Origin of the sequence: Dactylosporangium sp. NPDC000521 (assembly GCF_042898305.1) — a bacterium.
In the GTDB taxonomy this organism is placed as follows: domain Bacteria; phylum Actinomycetota; class Actinomycetes; order Mycobacteriales; family Micromonosporaceae; genus Dactylosporangium.
In genome coordinates this window covers 75,215-97,961 of record NZ_JBIAYW010000001.1, presented here as the reverse complement: position 1 = coordinate 97,961, position 22,747 = coordinate 75,215, and the positions used below count along the sequence as shown (strand labels likewise).

Below are 22,747 nucleotides of genomic sequence, written 5' to 3'. Positions count from 1 at the left end.
TCTCGTAAACTCCCGCTCCGCCTGACAGTCAGGGGGCGCGGCCCGGAGTCCCGGGTCGCGCCCCCTGACTGGTAAGCCCGTCCGGCTTACCTGCCGATCTGCTGGTTGTTGTCGTTCCAGGAGTTGTTGCTCCACGTGGGGAGCGTCGACGCGTTCAGGGCCTGGGTGCCGTAGTAGCCGCCCTTGGGCCAGTAGCCGCCGGTGGGCGCCCGCATGAACTTGTTGTTCGTGACCTTGCCGTTGGTGATCTTGTAGCCGGCGTCGTACCAGTAGAACGAGTAGCCGCCGCCGTTCATCAGGTTGCTGTCGACGACCACGTCGCTGATCGGGCCGATGTCCGCCTTGAGCAGGATGCAGGACGTCTGGGTGTTCTGGTTGTCCAGCCGGTTGTGCAGGATGCGGATGTACGTCGCGTTGGTCGACTGGATGACGTCGTTGTGCTGGGCGGAGCCGACGCCGGCCGGGTCGTGCAGCCAGGAGTCCTGGACCGTGCCGCGGCCGTCGATGCGCAGGATGTCGCCGGAGCCGTGGGCGTTGACCCTCAGCAGGGTGAAGCCGGTGCGGCCGATGAGCGAGATACCACCGGTCGACGCGTCCTTGCGCTGGCCGTCGATCTCGGTGTCCTCGATGCGCAGGTTGGCGTTGTCGTCGGTGGAGGTCACGGCCTGCACGTTCGCGACGCGGATCCGGCTGTTGCGGATCGTCACGTTCTTGGCCTTGATCTCCAGGTGGCCGTTGATGTCCTTGCCATCGATGACGGTGCCGGCGACCGTGATGGTCATCGGTCCGGTGTACGGCGTGAGGGTGACCTTCTTGCGGGTGTCGCCCGGCAGGCCCTGCGGATAGCCGGTGTTGTGGGCGGCGGGGAAGCCGGCCACCGTGTAGGTCGGGTTGCCGCCCGCGCCCTGCGTCGCCGTGCTGGAGTTCGTCGGCGTGGCGGATGCGGAGCCAGAGGCCGTGGCCGAGGCCGAAGCCGAAGCGGAGGCCGAAGCGGAGGCCGAAGCCGAAGCGGAGGGGCTACCCACACCGGCGGACGCGGACGGGCCGACGCCCGTGCTGGCGGAGGCGCCGGGCTGCGCGCCGTAGGCGGGGAGGGCGCCAAGGTCGATGGTGTCCTTGCACGCGGTCAGGCCACCGGTGGCGAGCAGTGCCAGCGCCACGATGCCGACACCCGCACGGCGCCGCGGGCCGCGGCCGGCGGCGGCCTGCGCGATGGTCTGTGCGGGGTGGAACGGGGAGCCGTCCGCGGGAACGCTGGCGATCCCGTCGGCGGAGTCATGCGAGATGGAGTGCGGGTTCATGCTGAGGGAAATCCTCCCGGTCAGTCGACATCCGTCAGTCGACGGCCATTGGCCTGTCGGAGCTTTTGGCCTGTCTGAGCTTGTCGGCATGAAAGTCGGCTGGGATTCCAGTCCCTAACTGCAACTTTCCAGTGTCTGCGGTAACGCGTTTGCCCATTCCGGCGAACCCGAATTGGCCGCGTCATGACCGGCGTTTTGGCGCCGTCCGAGACCTTGCCGTAACCATTCCGGTCGAAAGCATGCCACGGCTTGCCGAGGGAATGCACCCCCGCAGGGTCGATGAACCGCTACCTTTAGCATTCTTAAGTCAGGGCTAAGAGGCAGTACGATTAAAAAAGCCCACGTAAGCCCCGGATCGGGCATTTCGGCGCAGGCATGGAGTGGCCCAGATCACGTTTGAGGTACGGCCGTAGACGATGATCCTCATCGTTTCCGCGATGCCGCAAACCATACAGCCACGTAGCCGTTTGGCCTAGTACCAGCAGGTGTGATCTGGCCCGCCACCGATCAAGTTCCCGGAAGCCGCCCGATGGCTCCATCCCCGTACCTGCAATTCGACTCATGGCGCGGTGGACAGTTGGCGTTTGTCATGGTCGCGCGATTCCACTGGACCGTGAACCACTCCCAAGATGCGACTGGTGGCGCTGAGCGCCCGGAACGGACCGGGCCGGCGGATGCCACGGCGGCGCAGGCACGGCACCATTTCCGACGCTCGTCATTTGCGTGCCTATTTGTGCCGGGTCGCCCGACCCGACTGCTGAACGATGCGTTAATGATCCTCCCACGCATGGAGGGCCGGATGCCGGCCGGTAAACGAACAATCGCGATTGCAGCAGGCGCCGCAATAGTCGGATTGCTGTTCCCTCGGCTATTACCTGTTCTTGCCGGGTCGTTTGTAGCCGACCGCTTCCGGTCCCCGCTGCTGTGGGCCGGCACCGGCCAGGCTCAGGCCGGCGCCGGGCAGTGGCTGCCCTCACCGGTGCCGGGCGCTCGGCCGTTGTCCTGCGGTCAGGGGACGCCGCGCCCTGCCGCAAACATCGATGTCCTGGTGATCAAGAAGCTGCAATACTGTCCGGACCATGATCGCGTGAACACCCCCCGAAGGGAGCTGACGGACACATGACCGAACCACCGAAGTACCAGTACGTCCCGCTTCCGCCCGTGAACACGTACGCCATCCTCGCCGCCGTGTTCGCCTTCGTCGTCTTCCCGCCGCTGGGGATCTACTTCGGGTACAAGGCCAAGGCGCAGATCGCGCAGAGCGGAGAACGCGGGATCGAACTGGCCAACGTAGGCGTCATCGCCGGCTGGATCCTCAGCGTGATCTACGGGCTGTTCATCATCGTGTGGTGCGGCCTTGTCGGCACCATGGTTTTGGGCGGATTCAACGGAGCGAGCTGAACCCCGGCAGAGGAACGCACGCAGGACCTCCTCGGGCCGTACCTCGAGCCGCGATTGGCCGAAGCCGGGACTGAGACCCCAGCCGCCGTTGACACCGTCAAAGATTGTGCCGGCCCGCCGCCACACTCGTGGCGCGGCGCCGGGCGGACAGTGTGCTATGCGCTGATGCAGGTCAGCGTGGGTGTGGTCGCGGTCCCGGTGCCGAGCAACCCGAAGGTCGTGGATGCCCCGGCCGCCACCGTGCCGTTGTAGCTCTCGTTGGCGACGGCGACGTTCGACCCGCTCGTGGTGAGTTTGCCGTTCCAGACCTGCGAGACGGTCTGGCCGCCGGCAAGCGACCACTTCACCGCCCACCCGGTGATCGGCGAACTCCCCGCCTTCACGGTCACCTCGCCCTGGAAGCCGCCCTCCCAGCTTTTGACGGTGCTGTAGACGGCCGTGCAACCCTTGCCGGCGATGTCCACGGCGTACGAGCCGGTGGTGATGAGCATGACCTGGGCAGTGGGATCTCGGCGGCGCACACCACCGATCGGTAGGTGGAATTGGCTTGATAGCCCTCCTCCACGCAGCGGATACCCGTTGTTGCGAACCGGCCTGCCGTATCGAATCTCATGCGGTGGGAGGATCGTTTGGGGCCGAATGAGCTGTGGATGAGAATGCAGCTGTGGGTCACCGGCCAGCGCTGGAGCGAGTCGGTGACGACAGGGTGGTACTGCGAGGTCAGACAGCACACGGTGCTGGAGGGCAGGCCGGCCGTGGACTGGCGAAGGCGAGGGCAGCTCATGGTCGCGAAGAATGCGGTGATCTGGATCAGGTGAGCCGAACGTCGAGCCTTCGGGACCGGTCAGTGCTCCCGATCCGTGGATGTGGCCTCTACGGTTGCTGGCGTGACGTGGCGACTCCCGAACGTACTGCAGAACGACAGCGATCGATCAGTGGCGCCGCTGCCGGCCTGGACGAGCAGCCAACCCCACCGGTCCTCCGGGAAGTGACGACGAGTTGACGACAGAGGTGGTGTCGCTCGAGGAGGCCGTTCGATCGGCCGTCGAGCAGGGGCACGTGGAACTGGCGCGTCTGGACGCCAGTACGGACGACCTGGCCGGCGCATTCGCGCAAGGGCAGCGCGGCGCGCCGCCCTCGTCGGACTTGATCACCCGGCTGGACGACTTCGCTCGCGGGTTTCCGGGCGAGCTGCGACGTCACCTCGACCGTGAGCGTGAGTCGCTCGGGTCGTTCAACATCGCGTTCTTCGGACGTACCGGCGCCGGAAAGAGCACCCTGCTGTCGGCGTTCGGCCGGCTCGACGGGGCGTACGTCTCACCAGGTGACAGCGATTGGACCACCGAGGTGTGTCCCATCGAGTGGCGGGACTGCCGGCTGTTCGACACACCCGGGATCAACGGCTGGGGACGGACCGAGAACCGCGACGATCTCGAGGCCAAGGCCCGCCAGGCAGTCGAGATCGCGGACATCGTGCTGCTGTGCTTCGACACCCAGTCTCAGCAGGAGATGGAGTTCGAGAAAGTCGCCGCCTGGATCCGCGACCACGGGAAGCCGGCAGTGGCCGTCCTCAACGTCCGCAACCCGCGCTGGCGCCACCCCGCGATAGTCCCCGAGGCTCGCCGCAGGAGTCCGTCCGAAGCGGTACGCCAGCACACCGACAACATTCGGGCTCACCTCGAGCAGATCGGGTTGCCCGACACACCGGTCGTCGCGATCCACAGCCAGCGGGCCTTGTTCGCGCGCGCCACGACTCCCTTCCACGGCCCAGACCTGCTCCAGAAGACCTTCCACCGACAACGGGAGGAGTTCGGGAAGGACTACCTCGAGCGCTGGTCGAACTTCGGGACCCTGGAGCGCCTGATCGTCGCCTCGATCGCGGAAGGCGGCGCCGACCTCCGGTTGACCGCGCTGCGCGAGGACGTCCGTTCACGGTGCCGCCGAGGGATCGGCGAGCTCGAAGGCCTGGCGGCCGAGATCGTGCAGGAAGCGGAGTCCCTCGAACGCGAGGTCGAGTCGCTGTTCGGCGTGCTGGGTTATCCGGAAGGCGCCGAACGTGCCACGTGGCTGCAGGACGCGGCGCTCAGCGCGGATCTGATCGACGTGTCCGAGCAGGCCAGGGGGCGCCCGTACACGTCGCCGCCCATGGGGACCTTGGACCGCTTCGTCCGGCACCTCGCCGCCTCGCACCTTGCCGGATGCCACCGGCAGGCGAAGGCGAACACGGATGACCTGATCCGGAAGGCGTTCGAGTCGCGCACAGCCATCGACGAGCCGGCGTTCACGGAGGCCGTGTACGACCACGGCGCCGTCTCCGCCGCGGTGGAAGCCGTGTGGGCGGATCGCCTGGCGTTCCTGCGGCGTGAGCTTGACATCGCGGTGGACCTCGAGACACTCGACAACGGGCCGGCGGTACTGCACACGGCGACGATCCGCGGCGACGAGGGCGGCGGCGCGACGGGTGGCGTCCTCAGAGGGACAGGCATCGCGGTGGGTGCGGGCGCCCTCGCGGTGCCCGTGGTGGCAGCCGCTCTCCTCTCGAACCCCGTAGGTTGGGTGATCGGCGCAGCCACCGTGGGCGTCGGGATCGTGGGGCAGGTCCAGCAGCACTTCGGCAAGAAGGTGAGCGAGAAGGCGTCGGCGGAGGCACGGGAAGCGAAGGCTCAGGCGATCACAGGGAGCCATCGCGCGGTGGATCAGACGTTCGCCGCTGTCGAGGACGCCCTCGTCCTCGACAGCCGGAGAGCGGCGTGGACGTCGTTGGCTCCTGCGGTCGGCGAGGCGCTCCGCACCGCGATCGAACTTCGCCTGGCGCAGAGCCGGATCCTGCGGCTGGTCGACAGCCTGCAGACCTACGCCGGTTCGATCAGCCCAGCCCCCGCGGTGACCGACGTCCTGCTGCGGGCGCAGCGCCGGGTGGGGCGAACCCGGGCCAAGCTGACCCGGGCGCTGCTGGGTGAGGACTGGCTCGAGTCCGGCATCGACCACCGGCCGGCGCAGATCGACCATGCCGTCCACGAGGTGTACTCGAGGCGCCGCGAGGAGAACCGCGACCGGCTGACGCGCGCGATAGCCACGGCGTGGAGCACACCGCCGGCGGCAGACATCCACGCGTGGCGAGACACCCTCGAGGACGCGGCCCGGCACGACCCGGCACTGTTCGACATCGCGCGAACCTTCTGGCGCGTCGACGGGGCGCGACCAGCGCTCGCCGTCCTCGGCGACTACAACTCGGGAAAGTCGTCGTTGATCCATCGGATCCTGGTGGACAGCGGCCGGCAACCGCGCGCAGCGATCGACATCCGGGCGTTGCCCGCGACCACCGCCACGAGCCGCTACCAGCTGCCCCGGTTCGATCTCGTGGACACACCGGGGCTGCAGAGCGGGCACCACGAGCACGACGCCGCAGCGCTCGAGGCGATCACCGAGGCCGCTCTCGTGTTCGTCGTCCTCCACATCAACCTGCTGATCGGCAACACCTCCATCCTGGAGGAGCTCTCGCGCGGCTCGGAGACGATGGCCGCAAAGGGCGTGCGGATGGTGTTCCTCATCAACCGGTGCGACGAGCTGGGCGGGGAGGATCCGCTGACCGCACCCGAGGAGTTTCTCAACCGGCAGCACCGCAAACGCGAGGAGCTGCGGGCGGCCTTCGCCACTCGCGCCATCGACGTCGGGGTCGACCGGATCCACTGCTTGTCCGGCGATCCGTTCGGCCTGGTCGGGGGCGATCCGGCGGCAGCACCCGGTGACTTCGACGAGCACCGGTCGTGGGACGGCGTGACCGCACTGACGAGCGCCATGTCGGGCCTCTCCGACGAGCAACTGTCCGCCGCGGCATCGTCGGCTGCCTTCGACGCGGCGGTCACCGACCTCAAGCGTCACCAGCACGCGCTGCACCAGGTGCAGACCGACGGCACGGAACGCCTGCGTCGCTCGGAGCCGGTGATCGCTGCCCTCCGGGCCGCGGTGAAGGACGCCGTGGTCCTCGAAGGCTCGCTGCGAGAGGACGCCCGCCGCATGGTGGACCGCCACGTGGTACCGGCGAAATCCGCAGTCGCGGAACTCGACCGGAAAGACGGCCAGAAGCTGACGGACCTTGTCGAGTCCTGGTGGAAGGACCCGCAGTTCGAAGCCGATCTCGATCGGTACCTTGCCGACGCGGCGCGCAAGCTGGACGAGTGGCACAGTGATCACATCTCAGCGCTCGGACGTGAGATGCGCGCTGCCGAGTTCCAGGTGGCACCCGAGTTCGCGGCAGAGTTCAAGGCCCAGGGAAGCGCCTGGCACGAGGATCTGGCCGGGACCGCCGGCAACGTCGCGGGTAACGCGGCGCGACTTGCGAAAGCCTTGGGACAGCGGGACGCGGTCTACGCGATCGGCAAGCTGTTCAAGTACAAGTTCAAGCCGTGGGGCGCGGTGAAGGGCGGCGCCAACGTCGCGAAGGTCGGTGTCGTCCTCGGGGCCGTCGCCGCCGCCGTGGACACCGCAGCGATGGTCAATGACAGCCGGAAGGCTGGAGAGCACAAGCGCCAGCAGGAGTCGGCGTTGCAGGAGATCGACAGAGCGGCCGCGGAGATCGTCCAACAGATCATGCGCGGTGAGCAGGGCGAGGGTCCCGTCGGGTACCTCGAACAGCGGAGCGGGGAGCTCGAGACACTGCTCGACGAGCACCTCGAACTCGACTCGTCGATCAGGGAACGGATGGACTCCGCGAGAGCACAGGCGGAGGTGGCCGGGGCCTTGATCGCGGCCGCGGACGAATTGACCGGCACACCGGAGGGGAACGCATGACCGTGGTCGACATCGATGCGGTGCGGGATTGGCTGGGAAGACTTCCCGGAGGATCGCTGGCCGGGCAGTACATTGACGGCTGGGACGCGTTCGAGAAGCTGGACCGACCGGTCGTGACCCTCTTCGGCTCCTACGACACCGGCAAGAGCTCGCTGCTCCGCCGGCTGATCGTCGACGCGGGCGGTGACGTTCCCGGCTGGCTCACGATCAGCGCACGCCACGAAACCTTCGAGGTCAACGACGTCGAGGTCGGTGGGTGCATCATCCGCGACACTCCCGGAATCGCGGTCGGTGCGTCCGACATCCGCGCACAGAACAATTCGAGCCGGGCGATGGCGGCGGTCGGACTCACGGACGTCGGCATCGTGGTGCTGACTCCGCAGCTGGCGACCGCCGAACGTGACGTGCTGCGGCAGCTGTTCGCGCACGGATGGCCGTTGGGGACGACGTGGTACGTCATCTCGCGGTTCGACGAGACTGGCGTGAACCCGGAGTACGACCTCGCGCAGTACCGGGAACTGGGTGATCGCAAGGTTCGCGAGTTGCGGCAATCGCTCGAACTGGACGACAGGACACCGGTGTTCGTCGTCGCGCAGGACCCGTTCCAGACGGCGGGGCAGGACACCGACCTCGGCCGGGAGACCTGGGACGACTTCCGTGGCTGGGACGGCATGAAGGACCTGGCGGACGCGGTTGCGGCGGTGTCCCCTTCGGCCCTGCCCGGATGGCGACATGCGGCCGGGCAGCGGTACTGGACAGCGATCCTGGCCGAAACCGTGACCGAGTTGCGGAGGCAACTGGCGGACTACACGGCACGTGCCGAGGTAGCCGCCCGTGGCGTCGCTCGCCGCGACGCATGGGAGAGCGAACTCGACACGCTCGACCGGGCAGCCCTGGCCAGCCTCGACGGTCTCGTCGAAGAGGTGATGCGGCGGTCGTGGGAGCCGGGCTCCGGCACCGATGCGCTCCAGGCCGAGATCCAGCGCACGCTCGACGAGTGGTTCACCAAGCACGAGATCCGCGTCCAGCGGTTGCGGCAGTCGATCCGCAAGACCAAGGAGCGGGAGCGCGCCCATCCCTCCTGGGCCGGCTTCGCTTCGCTGGTCGCGGCACTCGGGTCCGGGAACGACGCCGCCACAGCCCCGGCAGCACCCGGCGTTGCCGCAGGACATATCCAGGCGGTAGGGACCATGTTGATCGGTGTGCTGAAGGCAGCGAACAAGGCGTCCGGTCCGACCGCCGGCGGGACGGCCAAGTCGGCGAAGGCGCCCAGCGACCTGGGACGGCACATCGGCGTCGCCGAAGCCGCGCTCCCCCTTGCCGTCTACCTGGCGAACGTCATCGGCGAACTGAGAGCGGATCGCGCACGCCTGCACCAGGACAAGACGGCGGCCGAGAAGCTTCACCAGGTCGTCACCGAGTGCACGCGGCACGCTCACGATGCGTGGAAGCCGTTCGTCGACGACGTCCGGGCGACGATCGACGCGGAAACGAGTGACCAGGTCGATCTCGACAGGAGCCTGCGCCAGCTCGTCGAGCAGCTACGAGCGGCTGTGGCGGAAGGCGAGAGCCTCCTTCGAGGGGGTCCGGTGCCGCCGCTCGAGACAGACGCGTAAGCGAATGGGCCCCCGGGGTGACCGGCCCGCGCCGAGATCAGTGGCCCGGCCGGAGCCGCCACACCCCGACCCAGAACCCGGCCGCGACGACCCCGATGACGATCGGGAACCCGCCGGGGCCGGTCCGCGTGTCAGCGTCCTGGACCGCCTGGCCCAGGTACAGCATCGTCGCCGCCGGCCGGCCCCTTCCAGCGGTACAGATGTTCGGGCCGGCCGGTGGCGCCGTAGCGCAGGCTCATCAGCGCCAAGCCGTCCTGCTCGAGGACGGCGAGATAGCGTTGCGTGGTGGCTCGCGCGATGCCGAGTTCGGCCGCGATTTCCGCGGCGGTTCGCGCGGTGTGCGGCAGCGCCTGGAGCCGTTCCGCCACGAGCCGGGCGGTAACGCTTGAATGCCCCTTTGGCGTGACCGTCCGGTCACCAGAGTGGAGATGGCGTCGGCATCGGTCAATTTCCTCTTGGTTGAACGTGCCGTTGGCAGACACGGCGAGCGCCGCGCGGTAGCGGCTGTACGCGGTGAGGCGGTCCACCAGCTGTTCCGCCGTGAACGGCTTGAGGAGATAGTTCAATGCCCCGTGTGCGAACGCTTTGCGGACTGCGGCCGCGTCGGACATCGCCGTCAACATGATGGTGTCGACGTCGGTCTCCGCCAGCACCGCGAGTCCCGAGTCGTCAGGCAGGTAGGTGTCGAGCAGCATCAGGTCAGGCTGCTCATGAGCGAGCATCCGGCGCGCGTCGGCCGCCGTCAGGGCCGTTCCGATGACCCGGAATCCGGGGACCCGGTCGGTGTAGCTCACGTGGACCTTCGCGACCCGGAAGTCGTCCTCCACGACCAGGACTCGGATCATCAGTCGACCTCCGCTGTTCGGTCAGCGGGCGTGCGACAGGACCGCATCTCCGGCTGTCGCCGCCGGGCTGAACCAGCCACGCATCTCCGCCGAGCTCGTCAACCGCGTGCCGGGCGACGCCGGCTCGGCCCAGGAATCCACGGCGCGACCAGACCAGGGGTGTGAGCCGCTCCGCGTACCTGCGGCCAGGAGTCACGGAGAAGCTCCGGCACGCGACCGATCGGCTGCGGCGCCCAGATTAGGTTTGATCGTTGCGTCGTGTCAATCACTCGGTGGTGCCGGCGAAGCCGGGGTGGGCAAGCGGCCAACACGTCAGGGAGCTCGGTGGAGTCACGCGTGCCGGCCCGCACCGCAGCGCGTCAGCAGTCCGAACGACGCACCGCCAGAAGGCGCAGGTCAACACGTCGTTGCAGGCGGGCACGACGAGCGACGCACGATCGGATCCCGGATCACTCAGCCAGCCCGTGAACCGCCGCGAGCAAAACGCGCGAAACCTCCAGAACGTCAATTGCGTACGCAACAACGTCAAGGCTAGGAGCCCGGCCGGCCGGTTCCTTACCCTCCTGCGAACACCCGGTGAAACACCCCTGCAATCGCCGGGCAACACAAGGAGGAGACGTGACCCAACCCGTGATCGAGTTGAGGGAGGCTACCAAGCGCTTCCGCGGCTCGACCGGAATCATGACAGCGGTTCAAAACCTCAACATGGCCATTCACCCAGGTGAATTCGTGGCGGTGGTCGGCCCGACCGGTTGCGGGAAATCCACCACGCTGTCGTTGGTTTCGGGCCTCGAACCGGCATCTTCCGGTGAGGTCCTGGTGGGCGGCGAGCCCGTGCGGGGAATCCCGGCAGGCATCGGCTACATGTTCCAGCAGGACGCGATCATGCCGTGGAAGAACGTGCTGGACAACGTCGCCGCCGGGCCGCGTTTCCGCGGTGTCCGCAAGGCTGACGCGCGCGCCGTGGCGACGACCTGGGTCCAGCGGGTCGGCCTCGCCGGCTTCGAGTCCTACTACCCCCATCAGCTCTCCGGCGGCATGCGCAAGCGGGTGGCGCTCGCGCAGACACTCGTCAACGACCCGAAGATCATCTTGATGGACGAGCCGTTCAGCGCACTGGACGTCCAGACCCGCAGCCTGATGCAGGACGAACTGCTGCGACTGTGGGCCGGTTCCGGCGCGGCCGTGATCTTCGTGACGCACGACCTCGAGGAGGCGATCGCACTCGCCGACCGGGTCGTCGTGCTGACCGCCGTGCCGGCGACCATCAAGGCCGACTTCGTGATCGATCTTCCTCGGCCCCGTGACGTCGAGGAGATCCGTCTCACCACGGCGTTCCTCGACATCTACCGCGAGATCTGGGACTGCCTGCGTGAAGAGGTCGCCCGGGCAAGAAGAGGAGCGACGCTCAATGCTGCCTGACACCGACGTACCGCCGACCCCGGCGCGGGGACCGTCCGCGGACGCCGAACGCGCGGCGGTCCGGGCTGCGAGCAGATCACGGCTTCGCCACAAGGCAGTGGTCTGGAGTGTCCGGGTCCTGCTGGTCGCAGTCGGCCTGTCGGCGTGGGAACTCGCCGCGCGCTACTGGGTCGACTTCGACGGGCGAACCCACTTCAGCAAGCCGCTGGACTGGAAGGACCACGCCCAACGCTGGGGCATCGATCAGTTCTTCTACTCCCAGCCCTCACAGATCTGGCAACGCCTGCACGACTGGTTCACCGTGGGACCGAGCAGCGGCCCGATCTGGGAGCACATCGGCGTCACCCTCTGGGAGGCGACGTCGGGCTTCGTGATCGGGTCGATCGCCGGGGTCGTGCTCGGCATCCTGCTCGGCCGGGCCCGGTTCGCCGCCGAGGTCCTCGCCCCGTTCATCAAGGCCGCCAACGCCATTCCCCGGATCGTGCTCGCATCGCTGTTCGTCATCTGGTTCGGCCTCGGCCTGTCCTCCAAGATCGCCACCGCCGTCGTCCTCGTCTTCTTCGCGGTGTTCTTCAACGCGTTCCAAGGCGCTCGCGAGGTGGACCGCAACCTGGTCAACAACGCCCGCATCCTGGGGGCGAGCCGGACGAAGGTACTCACCTCGATCGTCATCCCGAGCGCGACCTCCTGGATCCTGGCCTCGCTGCACGTCGCCTTCGGCTTCGCGCTGATCGGAGCGGTCGTCGGTGAGGTCATCGGCGCCAAACGTGGCCTCGGCCTCCTGATCGCCCACTCCCAGGGCACGTTCGACGCGGCCGGCATCTACGCCGGAATGATCATCATCACGGTCGTCGCCCTCGGCGCGGAGTGGCTTCTCACCGCGCTCGAGAAACGCCTTCTCCGCTGGCGTCCGCCTTCGGCGAGCGAAGCCAGCCATGTTTAGCGACCATCCACAAAGGAGTGACTGGAACATGCGGAAGTTCTTTACCACCGTCCTCGTCGTCGGCCTGGCGGCCGGCCTGGCCGCCTGCAGCACGGCCGAAAGGCCGACGGCCCCGCAGACCGAAGGTCCGCTGGCGAAGGTCCGGATCGGCGTCGGCGGCATCAACAAGGTCATCTACATGCCCGCGATGCTCACAGAACGGCTGGGCTACTTCGCGGCCGAGGGCCTGGAGGTCGAGCTCTCCGACGAGCAGAACGGGGTCAACCAGGAGAACGAGATGCTGGCCGGGCATCTCGAGGGGGTGGTCGGATTCATGGACCACGCCTACACCCTGCAGCTCAAGGGCAAGTGCGTCCGGAGCGTCGTGCAGTTCGCCAACACGCCGCTGGAGAAGGTCATGTTGTCGTCGAAGGACGCGGCGACGGTGAAGACGATGGCGGACCTGAAGGGCAAGAAGGTCGGGTTCACCAGCAAGGGATCCTCCACCAACGCCTTGATCAACTCCCTGATGGCGAAGGCGGGCGTCAAGGAAGGCGACTTCATCGGCGTCGCGGCCGGCGCAGGCTCCACCTTCGTCGCTTCGATCGAAAACGGCGGCATCAACGCGGGCATGACGACACCCCCCACATCGACCACCCTGCTGAGCAAGGGCACCGCCACGACCCTGGTCGACCTGTCCACGGTGGACAGCACGAAGGCGGCACTCGGCGGGCTCTACCCGGCCAGTTCCCTCTACATGCCCTGCGACTGGTTGACCGCCCACCCACGGGAGGCCCAGAAGCTGGCCAACGCCTTCGTCAAGACCCTGCGCTTCATCGCGAGCAGCTCAGCGGAGGACATCGCCGCCAAGATGCCGGCCGACTACGCGGGAGGGAACCCGCAGCTGTACGTGGCGTCGATCAAGGAGACCAAGGACGGGTTCACCAGCGACGGCGTCATCGACGCCGACGGCGCCCGCAACGTCATCGACGTCCTCGCCGCCGGCATCCCCGAGGTCGCCAGCAGCAAGGCGTCCATCGACGTGACGAAGGGGTACACCACCGAGTTCGTGACCAAGGTCCCGAAGGCATGACCGGTCGTTCAGCGACCTGCTCCCCTGCTGCCGGGCGATTCGATCCAGAGCGATAGCTCTGCTGTCGGCGGGTCCGCCACGCCGGACCCGCCGACCTTCCCGATCAGTCCTGATCAGCTGCCGTGTCAGCAGCCAGAACAGCCGGCAGGCGGGCGGCGAACACCGCGCCCTCGCCGTCGCCGCCCGGCTGGGCCAGCCACACCATGCCGCCGAGCGCCCGCACCGACTGCTGGACGATAGCCAGCCCGAGCCCTCGGCTGTCGCCGGCCCGCGTCGACACGCCCTGTTCGAAGATGCGGTCCACCATCGACGATGCGATGCCGTCACCGGAGTCGGCAACGCTCACATGCAGTGAGTCCTGTTCGCCTGCGAGCACGATCTCCACCCATGCCGGACGCATCGCGCCGAGACGTGCGGCGTCGATCGCGTTGTCGAGCAGGTTGCCCAGAATGGTGATCACCTCGACCGGGGCCGTCACTCGCCGGTCCACCCAACTGCCCTCACTGATGTCCAGGCCTACCCCCTTCTCCGCGGCGATGGCCCGCTTCGCCGCCAGAAAGGCCCGCAGGTACGGGTCCAGGATCGCCTGGCTGTCCGCGTCCGTCGTGACGATCGACGAGGCCGACACCATGTGGAGATATTCCACCGCCTCCGCACTGTGTCCGGTTTCGAGCAGACCGGCGATCAGATGCAGCCGGTTGGAGAACTCGTGCCGCTGCGCTCGCAGGCCCTCCGTCAGTGTCCGGACGGCGTCGAGCTCGCTGACCAACTTCTCGAAGTCGGTGCGGTCGCGCAACGTGAGCACCCGGCCGAGGCTTCGCCCTTCGCGCCACACCTGCCTGCGGTTGGCGACCAGTACCCGATCGCCGGCGACGGTGACGAGATTGTCCGCATCGCCGTCGTCGCGCAGTGCCGATCGGACACCCACGGGCAGATCGATGTCGGCCAGCATGGCACCCACCGTCGAGTGGATACCCAGGAGCCGCTCGGCCTCCCCGTTGTAGACGGAGATGCGGCCGGCGGCGTCCACCGCGAGCATCCCTTCACCGATGCCGTGCAGCACGGCCTCCCGCTCCTGTAGGAGTTCGGCGAGCTCATGAGGCTCCAGGCCGAGCGTCAGCCGCCGCAGTCGCCGCGTCAGCAGCGCCGCCCCCGCCACGCCGAGTGCCAGCGCCGCCAAGGTGTACAGGCCCGCCACAGCCACGGTCCCTCGCCAGCGCGTCTGAATGTCATCCAGGCCTATACCGACACTGACGATGCCGATCACCTGGCCCGTCTGGTCGCGCAGTGGCACCTTGGCCCGGGCGGAGTCGCCGAGTGTACCCCGCTCGACGGTCACCACATCGCGACCGGCCAACGCCTCAGAAGGATCAGTGCTCACCCGGTGCCCCACCTCGCCGGCGATCGGATGCGACAGGCGAATGCCGTCCTTGTCGGTGACAACGACAAAGAGCACGTGGGTGCTGCGGAGCACCGCCTCTGCTCTTGCCTGGACCACGCCGTCCGGGTCGTGCCGGCCGGTTCGGGGGTCGATCCGGTTCACGGCCTCCACGATGGCCGGGTCCGTGGCAACGGAATGAGCGACGGCGCGGGCCCGCTCGCCGTACTGCGCGGTCAGCTCACGGTCCAACAGCCAGCCGAAGACGAACAGCCCGACACTCACCACCAGCGTGATCACAACGACCTGCAACAGCAGCGTCTGGCGGGCGAAACTCAATCGCGGGCGAACCATGGCACGACGGTACGGCGGTACACGACCGCCGTCACGACCCAGCACCAGTCACCGGTTGCACATGGACCGCGCCGCATGACCACATGCCTACTGGCAGAAGGGTGTTGGGCTCACCGGCTCGAGCCCAAGCGCCTGCTCGATGAGGATCAGCACACGACCGACGACGCCACCACCCAATGCGCTCCGCCCGCACCTGCAACGGGGTCCCGCACGCGGCCTTCAGGTACGGTGACAGCCACTCCGTGCTTGAGAAAGGCATCCAATGCGTCGTCAGGGCAGCAGGCAGCCGCTGTTGTGGCTGCTGCTCGCCTTGAGCGTCGTGGGCTACACGGTCCATCCCGTCGTGCTGCTGCCGGAGCGCGCGCACGCGCTGACCGAACTGGTCGCCACCGCCGGCGGATGCGAATCGTCGAACCCGTCGGATGCCGCGCAGACTTCCGAACGCCCGATCGCCGACCATTCCTCGGCTCGAACGGTGGTTCCGCCGGCGATCGATGCCGGCACGCGATGCTACGAACTCACGCCGCCGGCCGTCGGTGCGCAGCCACCGGGATCAACCGAGGGCCCGGCGGTCGACCGTGCCCTGCTGCAGGTGTGGCTGCGCTGATCGAAGAGGCACGTCACGTACGCCTCCTTCGTCACCGAGCCGGATCCGGGCACCGTGGAACGGCTGCGTTCCCTGGTGGCCGACGCCCGGTTCCACACGTTCACAGGGGCCGGCCGGCTCCCCCATCTGTATCAGGCGCAGGCGTTCAGCGCCGAGATCGCGCGTCTGCAAGAGGAGAGAGTGCATGGCAACCGGGCACGACCACACCACCGCACCGGCGGCGTCGCGGCGCATCCGCGTCATCATCATCGCCGTCATGCTGCCGGTGATCGCCGCGACCTTGGCGGCGATCGCCGTGCTCTGGCCCCGCGCCGAGCCGGCCCGCGTGGACGGCGACACGGGCAGGCGCCATCTCGGCACCGTCACCCGGGTCGAGGAGCGCGCCTGCACCCCGGACGAGGTCGTCCAGACCCCGACCGGCACCGTCACCAGCCGGTGCGGCACGGTGGACGTCCGTGTCGAGGACGGACCCGACGCACGCCGCATCATCCGTACCCCGGTGCCCGACGGGCCGCAAGCGCCGCGCGTCTCGGTCGGCGACGAGGTCGTCATGCTGCTCGTCGACACGCCGGAGGGGCCGGAGGCCCAGCAGTACACCATCATCGACCACCAACGCGGCAAGCCGCTGATCTGGCTCGCCGTCCTCGGCGCCCTCGTGATCGTGGTGTTCGGCCGATGGCGCGGGCTGGCCGCGCTGGCCGGGCTCGGGGTCAGCTTCGCCGTGCTGCTGCTGTTCGTCGTGCCCGCCATCGCCGCCGGTCAGCCACCCCTCGCCGTCGCGGTGGCCGGCTCGGCGGCCATCATGCTGGCCGTGCTGTACCTCACCCACGGCATCTCGGTGCGCACCTCCGTGGCGGTCCTGGGCACGCTCGCCAGCCTCGTCCTCACCGGCGTGCTGGGCGTGTGGTCGGTAGACCTGACCCACCTCACCGGCAACGGCGGCGAGAACGCGACCACCCTCGCCATGTTCTTCCAAGCCGTCGACCTGCACGGACTGCTGCTCGCGGGCATCGTCATCGGCTCGCTCGGCGTGCTGGACGACGTCACCGTCACGCAGGCCGCGGCAGTGAGCGAGCTGGCAGCCGCCAATCCCGGCATGACACGGCGGCAGGTGTACCGCGCAGCGACCCGCGTCGGCCGGGCACACATCGCCGCCGTGGTGAACACGCTGGTGCTCGCCTACGCAGGCGCGTCGCTGCCGGTGCTGCTGCTCATCGCGGCCGGCGGCCAACCCTTCGGAGAGACGATCACCAGCGAGTTCCTCGCCCAGGAAGTCGTCCGCAGCGTCGTGGCCACGATCGGCATCGTCGCCGCCGTGCCGATCACCACCGCGCTCGCCGTGCTCATCTCGGTGGAGCAGCAAACGGCGTCCGAACCGGAGCAACCGGCGGCTTCCATACCACCGGACGACGACCCGTGGCGCGACGACGACGGGGACGACCTGTGGAGCTCCACACGCCCCGCCGGGTAGCTGTACGCGGCTCCACCGTCGCCACGGGACGGCGCGTGCGCCGCGGCCGGCATCAGCGTCGATCCCCTCCTCCGGCGCCTGACGACCCCGGGGAACGCGGCCCGGTCCGCACCGACCGCCTGGACCGGCCGGTCACGCACCTTCGTCGTCGTCGCGTTCCGCCTGGTCGAGCAGGAACTGTGGCAGCTTCGAGCTGGCGGCCAGGACCTCGATGCCGAGGTGTCGCCAAGCCCCGGAGACGCCTGCGCCGGCGCATGTGGTGCTCGATGTTGTGCGATGCTTCCCGGCATGCGAAGGAAGGCGTGGCTGGCGGGTGCCGGGGTGGCGCTGTTCGTGGTGCTGGTGCAGGTACTGTTCGGCGTCGGCGGGCCGTCGGAGCGGATCGGGACCGTGCTGGCAGTGCTGGTGCCGGTTTGCGCCACGATGCTGCTCGCCCCTGGCCTGCGTTCCGCCGTTGCCGCCACGGCCGTGCTGGCCGTCGGCCTGATCGCGCTCGGCGTCTGGGCCGGCCCCCCGCAGGGAGCACTGTCACCGCCCCCGCAGGACTGGTTGCTGCCCTACTACGGCCTGGTCACCCTGGTGGGCCTGGTGCTGCTCCCCATGCGGCTCCCCGGCTGGCGGGGCCTGCTGACGATCCCCATGCTCGCGACCGCGGCGGTATTCCTCACCTGCTGGTATCAGCTCTCGTTCTTCGTCGTCCCGCTCAATCCGTCAGGCGGCCCACCGAGGACGGGGGTCCGCGACGCCGACTTCCTGTCGCTGCCCGACGAGCTGAACGTCCACGAGCTCGCCCCCAGCTGCCTCGGCGCTCACGTCCCGTGCCTGCGCCTGTACGAGGTGTGGAGCCGCCACGGCGCGCCGAACCCGGAGGTCATGACCCTCACCGCAGCAGCCCTGCGTGACCAGGGCTGGCCGATGACCGGTAACACCGAGGGTGCCTCCGGCTGCCGCCCGGTCCGCGGCGTCTTCACCTGGGCGGATCACTGTCTCTCACTCCACCCGACCACGGAGTTCGTGGAGCCCCGTCAGACCACGCACCCCGGCGCCATCGTCCTATGGGCCTCCAGCCAATAGGGGGTTGTCCCACTTCTTAGCGGACGACGCATCCCGTATGGGCGGGCGGCGTCAGCTGCCGCGGGCGGCCAGGGCTGCGGCGATGATCGGCCGGGCGGCCGGGTGCGACAGCCGGTACGTGGTGTCGCGTCCCGTCTGGACGCGTTGCACGACCTGTGCCTGGCGCAGCACCCGCAGATGCTGGGAGACCAGGGTCTGGGTGGCGCCGACGGCCTCGACGATCTGGTGGACGTGCAGGTGGTCGTGTTGCGCCAGCAGTTCGACGATCGCGAGCCGGATCGGTGCGGCGAGGGCACGGAACAGTGAGCTGGCGGCGTCGTACCGCGCCAGCGTCACCGCGCCGACCGCACCCTCGCGGCGCGGACCGCGTGTCTGCTCAGGGTTGGCCGGCAACCGACGCTCCGGTTCCGAACGGTGGCATGAGGGCACGGCGGTGCCGCCACCGGGCGAGCAGGCTGTGACGTACTCCGATGAGCATCGAGGCGGCGAAGCAGCCGGTGGCGATCAGGCTGATCGCGGCGCCGGCAGCGACGTCCCAGGTGCGTGACAGCAGCAGCCCGCCGACGGTGCTGGCGACGGCGAGGCCGACGGCGACGGCGGTCATCGTGGCGATCTGGTCGGTCCAGAGCCTGGCGGCGCCGGCCGGGGCGACGACGAGGGCGAGGGTGAGGATGGTGCCGACGGCTGGTACGGCGGTGACGACCACCGCCGAGATGAGCAGCAGGAGCCCGAAGTCGATGGCGGCGGTGCGGTAGCCGGCGGCCCGGGCGCCGCCACGGTCGAACGCGGTGAACAACAAGGCCCGGTGCCCCAGGCCCAGCGCGGCGGCGACGACGGCGGTGACCGCCGCGGCGACGTACAGGTCTTCGGTGGTCACGGTGAGGATCGAGCCGACGAGGTACGCGGTGAGGTCCTTGGTGAAGCCGCGCTGCGCGGACAGCAGCACCACACCGAGCGCGAACCCGGCGGCGAGCGCCACGGCGGTGGCGGTGCTCGGGTCGTGGCCGCGCCGCCGGGACAGCGCGACGACGGCGAGCGCGGCGAGGACCCCGGCGGTGGCGCCGCCGAGGTACAGGTCGACGCCGACGACCGCGGCGATGACCACGCCGGGGAACGTGGCGTGGGTCATCGCCATGGTGTAGAACGACAGGCGCCGCAGGACGACCTGGACGCCGAGGAGCCCGGTCGCGACGCCGATCAGGACCGCTTCGACGAGGGCCCGGTTGAAGGCTTGGTTGAGGGCCAGGTCAAGCCACGACATCGGACGGCCTCCGACGCACGAGTGGCACGAGCAGAGCGAGCAGATACAGGGCGACGAGGGCCAGTACGACGGTGCCGCCGCTGGCCAGGCGCAGCCCGTACGTGACGGATGCGTGGTAGCTGACGACGAGCCCGGCGTAGCCGGCTCCCGCCGCAGCCAGCACGCCGACGGCGGCGATCACCGCGAGGCGGTCGGAGAGCAGCCGGCCCGTCGCGGCGGGGACGACGAGCAGCGCGACGACGAGGATGGTGCCGACGGACTGGGCGGCCGCGACGACGACGAGGGCGACACTCATGTTGAGCAGCAGGTCCAGCAGCCACACGCGGTAGCCCATGGCCGCGGCGGTCTGCGGGTCGAACGCGCGCAGCCGCAGTTCCTTGGCCAGCAGCGCCAGGGTGAGCAGGACGACGGCGGCGACGGCGGCGGTCTGGGCCAGTTGGGTGGTGGTGACGGCGAGCAGCCGCCCGAACAGGAACGCGGTGAGGTCGGCGCTGTAGGAGCTGCGCCGGGACACGAGGATGACGCCGACGGCGAACATCGCGGCGAGGAGCACGGCGAGGGCGGTGTCGTCGGTGACCCGCCGGGAGCGGGTGAGCAGTGTCAGCAGCGCCGCGGTCACCGCAGCCGCGACGAGCGCGCCGGGGAAGACGCCGCCCGGTCCGGCGGCGAGGAACCCGATGACGACGCCGGGGAAGACGGTGTGGGTCATGGTGTCGGCGACGAACCCGAGCCGCCGGATCAGCACGAACGCGCTGACGACGCCGGCGAGCAGTGCCAGGAGCAGCAGCTCGGCGAGGGCGCGGCCCATGAACGGCATGGTGAACGGCTCGACGAGGGCGCTACGCATGGCGGTTCGCGATCGGGTGGGCGACGATGACGCGGTCGCCGCGCAGTTCCAGGGCCTGGCTGCCGTACGTGGCGCGCAGCCGGTCCGGGGTGAGCACGTCATGGACCGGCCCGAACCCGTACATGTGCCGGTTGAGCAGGCAGGCGGTGTCGCAGGCGAGGTGGGCCAGGGTCAGGTCGTGGGTGCTGATGACGACGGCGGCGCCGTGGTGTTTGCGTGCCGCGATCGCGGTCAGCAGCGCGTCCTGGCTGAGCGCGTCGACGCCGTTGAAGGGCTCGTCGAGCAACAGCAGCCGGGGCTGCTGCGCGATGGCCCGGGCGAGCAGCACACGCTGGCGCTGCCCGCCGGAGAGCGTGCCGAATCTCGCCTTGGCCCGGTCGGCGAGGCCCACCTGGGCGAGGGCCTCCGCGGCGATGCGCCGGTCGGCGCGGCCGGGCCGGCGCAGCCATCCGGTCCGGCGGTAGCGGCCCATGAGCACGACCTGCGCCACGGAGATCGGGAACTCGGGGTCCAGGGTGTCGGCCTGCGGGACGTAGGCGACGTCGCGGCGGGCGTCCGCCGGCGACCGGCCGAGCACGGTGATCGTGCCGGCGGCGACCGGCACCAGACCCAGGACAGCCCTGATCAGGGTGGACTTGCCGGCACCGTTCGGGCCGATCAACGCCACGGTCTCGCCGGGCAGCACGTGGGCGTCGATGTCCTGCAGGACGGGGGTGCCGTCGTAGGCGACCGTTGCGTGCTCGATGCGCAGGGCGACGCCGACGGGGAGGGCCGTCGGCGTCGCCGGCTCGGTCGTGGGCTCAGCCACCGAGTGCCTTGACGATCGTGTCGGTGTTGTGGGTCTCCATCTTCAGGTAGGTGTCGCCGCTGGAGCCTTCCGGGCCGAGGGTGTCGCCGTACAGCGCGTCCTCGCCCGCGACGACCGTGACCCCGGCCTGCCTGCCGATCGCCTCGGCGGTCTTCGGCGGCAGCGAACTCTCGGAGAACACGGCCTTCGTGCCGGTCTGCTTGATCTTCGCGACGATGTCCTCGACGTCCTTGGCCGACAGTTCCGCGGAGGTGTCGAAGCTGGGGATGATCGAGCCGACGAACTGCAGCTGGTACCGGTCGATGTAGTAGCCGAACGCGTCGTGGTTGGTGACCAGCTTGCGGTCGCCGGCCGGCAGCTTGCCGATCTTCGCGGCGATGTCGGCGTCCAGCTGGTCCAGCTTGGCGCTGTAGTCGGCGAGGTGCTTGGCGAACGTCGCGGCGTCCGCCGGCGCCGCGGCACTGAACGCCTTCTCGATGGTCTGCACCATCAGCTTGGCGTTGCGCGGGTCGTGCCAGATGTGCGGGTCGCCGTGATCGGCCTCGTCGCCCTCGCCCTGGCGGATCTTCACGCCGGTGCTGGCGTCGACCGTGGTCCCCTTGAACCCGGCGGAGCTGATGGTCGCGTCGAGCCAGCCTTCCAGGCCGACGCCGTTCTTGACGAGCACCTTGGCGGCGCCGATGGCGGTGAGGTCGGCCGGGGTCGGCTCGTAGTCGTGCGGGTCGATGTTGGGCTTGATGAGCTGCGTGACGGCGACCCGGTCACCGCCGATGTTGCGGGCGAAGTCGGCGACCTGGGTGGTGGTCGCGACCACGGCCAGCTTGGCGCCGGCGGCGTCCGCCGGTTGGGCCGTGGTGCCCGCATTGCCGCCGCACGCGGCGAGCCCGACCACCAGGCTGGTGAACGTGGCGGCGACTGCGAGTGTTCGCAGCTTCATATCGGTTGCTCCTCGGATACGAGTCGTCCGTCGGGCAGTCAGTCGCCCGAACGAGCCAGACGGTACTCGTTTTCATTTGCGATAACGAGACGTCGCATCGCAATGTGCGCATGCGGCAGGCACTCAGGCAGACCACCGCCGGTGCTCGCCGACCACAAATGACTTTCGTTCCGGATAGCGGCGCCGGGCGCCGTCCGACGACCCGGGTGGTCCTTGCCCGCCGTCAGGCGGCGCAGGCCTGGCAGGTGCCGAAGATCTCGAGGGTGTGACCGACGTCGGTGAAGCCGTGCTCGACCGCGATCCGGTCGGCCCAGCGCTCCACGGTGGGGCCTTCGACCTCGACGGTGGCGCCGCAGTGGCGGCAGACCAGGTGATGGTGATGGCGGCCGCGGCCGCACTTGCGGAACAACTGGTCACCGCCCGGCAGCCTGGTGACGTCAACCTCACCGGCCTCCTGCAGCAGCTGCAGCGTGCGGTACACAGTGGTGAGGCCGACATTCGCGCCGCGCTGGACCAGCAGTGCGTGCAGCTGCTGCGGGGTGCGGAAGTCCGCCGTCTCGTCGAGCAGGGCGAGCACCTCGCTGCGCTGCCGGGTGTTCCTCGTGGCGCCGGCCATCAT

Annotated in this window: 21 protein-coding genes; 11 read left to right on the top strand and 10 right to left on the bottom strand. The window is 69.0% G+C overall.

The window, feature by feature from the left end:
* Positions 1 to 86 precede the first annotated feature (86 nt).
* Positions 87 to 1,301: a hypothetical protein gene (locus ACFY3L_RS00470; RefSeq protein ID WP_389316815.1), complete on the bottom strand. Its 1,215-nt coding sequence runs from the start codon at positions 1,299 to 1,301 to the stop codon at positions 87 to 89.
* A gap of 787 nt (positions 1,302 to 2,088) precedes the next feature.
* Here ACFY3L_RS00470 and ACFY3L_RS00465 point away from each other — a divergent pair.
* On the top strand, positions 2,089 to 2,424 hold the full coding sequence (locus tag ACFY3L_RS00465; protein WP_389316813.1) for a hypothetical protein: 336 nt from the start codon (positions 2,089 to 2,091) through the stop codon (positions 2,422 to 2,424).
* Positions 2,421 to 2,702: a DUF4190 domain-containing protein gene (locus ACFY3L_RS00460; RefSeq protein WP_389316810.1), complete on the top strand. Its 282-nt coding sequence runs from the start codon at positions 2,421 to 2,423 to the stop codon at positions 2,700 to 2,702. The genes ACFY3L_RS00465 and ACFY3L_RS00460 overlap by 4 nt, the downstream gene beginning before the upstream one ends.
* Positions 2,703 to 2,857: 155 nt before the next feature.
* On the opposite strand, the gene ACFY3L_RS00455 is transcribed toward ACFY3L_RS00460, so the two are convergent.
* On the bottom strand, positions 2,858 to 3,193 hold the full coding sequence (locus tag ACFY3L_RS00455; RefSeq protein ID WP_389316808.1) for a cellulose binding domain-containing protein: 336 nt from the start codon (positions 3,191 to 3,193) through the stop codon (positions 2,858 to 2,860).
* A gap of 159 nt (positions 3,194 to 3,352) precedes the next feature.
* Here ACFY3L_RS00455 and ACFY3L_RS00450 point away from each other — a divergent pair, with 159 nt between their 5' ends.
* From ACFY3L_RS00450 to ACFY3L_RS00440, 3 genes are all read left to right on the top strand, one after another.
* Positions 3,353 to 3,520, top strand: coding sequence for a hypothetical protein (locus ACFY3L_RS00450; RefSeq protein WP_389316805.1), 168 nt, complete (start codon positions 3,353 to 3,355; stop codon positions 3,518 to 3,520).
* Positions 3,521 to 3,716: 196 nt separating this feature from the next.
* Complete coding sequence (locus ACFY3L_RS00445; protein ID WP_389316803.1) at positions 3,717 to 7,493, top strand: GTPase; 3,777 nt, start codon at positions 3,717 to 3,719, stop codon at positions 7,491 to 7,493.
* A complete protein-coding gene (locus ACFY3L_RS00440) occupies positions 7,490 to 9,109 on the top strand; it encodes a GTPase domain-containing protein (RefSeq protein WP_389316800.1) in 1,620 nt (539 codons plus the stop codon). The genes ACFY3L_RS00445 and ACFY3L_RS00440 overlap by 4 nt, the downstream gene beginning before the upstream one ends.
* A gap of 131 nt (positions 9,110 to 9,240) precedes the next feature.
* Here ACFY3L_RS00440 and ACFY3L_RS00435 read toward each other — a convergent pair whose 3' ends face one another.
* Positions 9,241 to 9,954 carry a response regulator gene (locus ACFY3L_RS00435; RefSeq protein ID WP_389316797.1) on the bottom strand — a complete coding sequence of 238 codons (714 nt, stop codon included), beginning with the start codon at positions 9,952 to 9,954 and terminating at the stop codon, positions 9,241 to 9,243.
* Between the two features lie 618 nt (positions 9,955 to 10,572).
* On the opposite strand from ACFY3L_RS00435, the gene ACFY3L_RS00430 reads away from it, so the two are divergent.
* From ACFY3L_RS00430 to ACFY3L_RS00420, 3 genes are all read left to right on the top strand, one after another.
* Complete coding sequence (locus tag ACFY3L_RS00430) at positions 10,573 to 11,376, top strand: ABC transporter ATP-binding protein (RefSeq protein ID WP_389316794.1); 804 nt, start codon at positions 10,573 to 10,575, stop codon at positions 11,374 to 11,376.
* Positions 11,377 to 11,473: 97 nt separating this feature from the next.
* Entirely contained in the window at positions 11,474 to 12,319 is an 846-nt protein-coding gene (locus ACFY3L_RS00425) for an ABC transporter permease (protein WP_389316791.1), read from the top strand.
* Positions 12,320 to 12,347: 28 nt separating this feature from the next.
* Complete coding sequence (locus tag ACFY3L_RS00420) at positions 12,348 to 13,391, top strand: ABC transporter substrate-binding protein (RefSeq protein ID WP_389316788.1); 1,044 nt, start codon at positions 12,348 to 12,350, stop codon at positions 13,389 to 13,391.
* Positions 13,392 to 13,494: 103 nt separating this feature from the next.
* On the opposite strand, the gene ACFY3L_RS00415 is transcribed toward ACFY3L_RS00420, so the two are convergent.
* Positions 13,495 to 15,123 carry an ATP-binding protein gene (locus tag ACFY3L_RS00415; RefSeq protein WP_389316785.1) on the bottom strand — a complete coding sequence of 543 codons (1,629 nt, stop codon included), beginning with the start codon at positions 15,121 to 15,123 and terminating at the stop codon, positions 13,495 to 13,497.
* Between the two features lie 292 nt (positions 15,124 to 15,415).
* On the opposite strand from ACFY3L_RS00415, the gene ACFY3L_RS00410 reads away from it, so the two are divergent.
* The 3 genes from ACFY3L_RS00410 to ACFY3L_RS00400 all read left to right on the top strand — a co-directional run bounded on the left by ACFY3L_RS00410 (position 15,416) and on the right by ACFY3L_RS00400 (position 18,275).
* Positions 15,416 to 15,730, top strand: a complete 315-nt coding sequence (locus tag ACFY3L_RS00410) for a hypothetical protein (RefSeq protein WP_389316782.1) — start codon at positions 15,416 to 15,418, stop codon at positions 15,728 to 15,730.
* Between the two features lie 184 nt (positions 15,731 to 15,914).
* Positions 15,915 to 17,201: a YibE/F family protein gene (locus ACFY3L_RS00405; protein ID WP_389316780.1), complete on the top strand. Its 1,287-nt coding sequence runs from the start codon at positions 15,915 to 15,917 to the stop codon at positions 17,199 to 17,201.
* Positions 17,202 to 17,489: 288 nt separating this feature from the next.
* Positions 17,490 to 18,275 carry a hypothetical protein gene (locus ACFY3L_RS00400; protein WP_389316777.1) on the top strand — a complete coding sequence of 262 codons (786 nt, stop codon included), beginning with the start codon at positions 17,490 to 17,492 and terminating at the stop codon, positions 18,273 to 18,275.
* 51 nt (positions 18,276 to 18,326) lie between these two features.
* Here ACFY3L_RS00400 and ACFY3L_RS00395 read toward each other — a convergent pair whose 3' ends face one another.
* From ACFY3L_RS00395 to ACFY3L_RS00370, 6 genes are all read right to left on the bottom strand, one after another.
* The gene (locus ACFY3L_RS00395; RefSeq protein ID WP_389316775.1) at positions 18,327 to 18,611 is read right to left on the bottom strand and encodes an ArsR/SmtB family transcription factor; all 285 of its coding nucleotides are present in this window, start codon (positions 18,609 to 18,611) and stop codon (positions 18,327 to 18,329) included.
* A gap of 40 nt (positions 18,612 to 18,651) precedes the next feature.
* Positions 18,652 to 19,536, bottom strand: a complete 885-nt coding sequence (locus ACFY3L_RS00390; protein ID WP_389316772.1) for a metal ABC transporter permease — start codon at positions 19,534 to 19,536, stop codon at positions 18,652 to 18,654.
* A complete protein-coding gene (locus ACFY3L_RS00385) occupies positions 19,523 to 20,383 on the bottom strand; it encodes a metal ABC transporter permease (RefSeq protein WP_389316769.1) in 861 nt (286 codons plus the stop codon). The genes ACFY3L_RS00390 and ACFY3L_RS00385 overlap by 14 nt, the downstream gene beginning before the upstream one ends.
* Entirely contained in the window at positions 20,376 to 21,191 is an 816-nt protein-coding gene (locus tag ACFY3L_RS00380; protein ID WP_389316766.1) for a metal ABC transporter ATP-binding protein, read from the bottom strand. The genes ACFY3L_RS00385 and ACFY3L_RS00380 overlap by 8 nt, the downstream gene beginning before the upstream one ends.
* A complete protein-coding gene (locus tag ACFY3L_RS00375) occupies positions 21,184 to 22,128 on the bottom strand; it encodes a metal ABC transporter substrate-binding protein (RefSeq protein ID WP_389316763.1) in 945 nt (314 codons plus the stop codon). Before ACFY3L_RS00375 ends, ACFY3L_RS00380 begins: the two co-directional genes overlap by 8 nt.
* 223 nt (positions 22,129 to 22,351) lie before the next feature.
* Complete coding sequence (locus tag ACFY3L_RS00370; RefSeq protein WP_389319113.1) at positions 22,352 to 22,747, bottom strand: Fur family transcriptional regulator; 396 nt, start codon at positions 22,745 to 22,747, stop codon at positions 22,352 to 22,354.

Coding starts and splice junctions, on each gene's coding strand:
- ACFY3L_RS00470 (WP_389316815.1), bottom strand. CDS start 1,301: ATGAACCCGCACTCCATCTCGCATGACTCCGCCGACGGGATCGCCAGC.
- ACFY3L_RS00465 (WP_389316813.1), top strand. CDS start 2,089: ATGGAGGGCCGGATGCCGGCCGGTAAACGAACAATCGCGATTGCAGCA.
- ACFY3L_RS00460 (WP_389316810.1), top strand. CDS start 2,421: ATGACCGAACCACCGAAGTACCAGTACGTCCCGCTTCCGCCCGTGAAC.
- ACFY3L_RS00455 (WP_389316808.1), bottom strand. CDS start 3,193: ATGCTCATCACCACCGGCTCGTACGCCGTGGACATCGCCGGCAAGGGT.
- ACFY3L_RS00450 (WP_389316805.1), top strand. CDS start 3,353: ATGAGAATGCAGCTGTGGGTCACCGGCCAGCGCTGGAGCGAGTCGGTG.
- ACFY3L_RS00440 (WP_389316800.1), top strand. CDS start 7,490: ATGACCGTGGTCGACATCGATGCGGTGCGGGATTGGCTGGGAAGACTT.
- ACFY3L_RS00435 (WP_389316797.1), bottom strand. CDS start 9,954: ATGATCCGAGTCCTGGTCGTGGAGGACGACTTCCGGGTCGCGAAGGTC.
- ACFY3L_RS00420 (WP_389316788.1), top strand. CDS start 12,348: ATGCGGAAGTTCTTTACCACCGTCCTCGTCGTCGGCCTGGCGGCCGGC.
- ACFY3L_RS00415 (WP_389316785.1), bottom strand. CDS start 15,123: ATGGTTCGCCCGCGATTGAGTTTCGCCCGCCAGACGCTGCTGTTGCAG.
- ACFY3L_RS00405 (WP_389316780.1), top strand. CDS start 15,915: ATGGCAACCGGGCACGACCACACCACCGCACCGGCGGCGTCGCGGCGC.
- ACFY3L_RS00400 (WP_389316777.1), top strand. CDS start 17,490: ATGCGAAGGAAGGCGTGGCTGGCGGGTGCCGGGGTGGCGCTGTTCGTG.
- ACFY3L_RS00390 (WP_389316772.1), bottom strand. CDS start 19,536: ATGTCGTGGCTTGACCTGGCCCTCAACCAAGCCTTCAACCGGGCCCTC.
- ACFY3L_RS00385 (WP_389316769.1), bottom strand. CDS start 20,383: ATGCGTAGCGCCCTCGTCGAGCCGTTCACCATGCCGTTCATGGGCCGC.
- ACFY3L_RS00375 (WP_389316763.1), bottom strand. CDS start 22,128: ATGAAGCTGCGAACACTCGCAGTCGCCGCCACGTTCACCAGCCTGGTG.
- ACFY3L_RS00370 (WP_389319113.1), bottom strand. CDS start 22,747: ATGATGGCCGGCGCCACGAGGAACACCCGGCAGCGCAGCGAGGTGCTC.